This window comes from Gardnerella piotii, assembly GCF_003397585.1.
Classification (GTDB): domain Bacteria; phylum Actinomycetota; class Actinomycetes; order Actinomycetales; family Bifidobacteriaceae; genus Bifidobacterium; species Bifidobacterium piotii.
Genome location: NZ_QJUV01000005.1, coordinates 1 through 1,085 on the forward strand (window position 1 = coordinate 1; position 1,085 = coordinate 1,085).

General features: G+C 52.3%; 1 rRNA gene. It reads right to left on the bottom strand.

Annotated features, from left to right (window positions below):
• Positions 1 to 953 (bottom strand): 23S ribosomal RNA (locus tag D0T20_RS06350); the annotation flags it as partial.
• Positions 954 to 1,085: the final 132 nt, after the last annotated feature.

Sequence of the window (1,085 nt, forward strand, 5' to 3'; positions counted from 1 at the left end):
TATGGGCCCGCAAGCATCCAGTAGCTCTACCCCCTGTAAGCAATAACATGACGCTGCACCTAAATGCATTTCGGAGAGAACCAGCTATCACGGAATTTGATTGGCCTTTCACCCCTAACCCCAAGTCATCCCCCCAGTTTTCAACCTAGGTGGGTTCGGTCCTCCACACGGTCTTACCCGCGCTTCAACCTGCTCAGGGCTAGATCATCCCGCTTCGGGTCCAGGACATGCGACTAAAACGCCTTTTAAAACTCGCTTTCGCTACGGCTCCCCCACCCGGGTTAGCCTCGCCACATACCACTGACTCGCAGACTCATTTTTCGATAGGCACGCCGTCACCCCACAAGAAGGCTCCGACGGATTGTAAGCGCACGGTTTCAGGAACTATTTCACTCCCCTCCCGGGGTGCTTTTCACCTTTCCCTCACGGTACTAGTACACTATCGGTCAGACAGGAATACTTAGGCTTACCCAACGGTCTGGGCAGATTCACGCGGGATTCCACGAGGCCCGCGCTACTTGGGAATAAACATAAAGAGACATCGCACGACCTGCTACGGGGCCATCACCCTCTACGGCTGGGAATTCAATCCCATTCACATAACACGATGTTTTATCACTCTCCTCAACCCCGTCAGAGGCTGAACAGTCAATCCCACGACCCCGAATACGCAACACCTGACGGTTATCACACGTACTCGGTTTAGCCTGATCCGCTTTCGCTCGCCACTACTCACGGAGTATCCTTTCCTGCAGGTACTGAGATGTTTCACTTCCCTGCGTACCCCCCACAAAAACTGTGGTGACCACCCATAACAGTGGCCGGGTCTCCCCATTCGGAAATCCTCGGATCAAAGCCCACTCGGCAGCTCCCCGAGGCATATCGCAGCCCGTCACGTCCTTCATCGGTCCTGTCTACCAAGGCATCCACCATACGCCCTTACCAGTGATACACCAGTAAAAAGCCTATCGCTTAACTCTCTAGACAATAAATCATCACACTAAACGATCACAAAACGATCAAGCGACTCCACCAAAATGGAGCCGGTTGAAATTGATAAAAGTAAAAACAAGCAAAACCAAAAA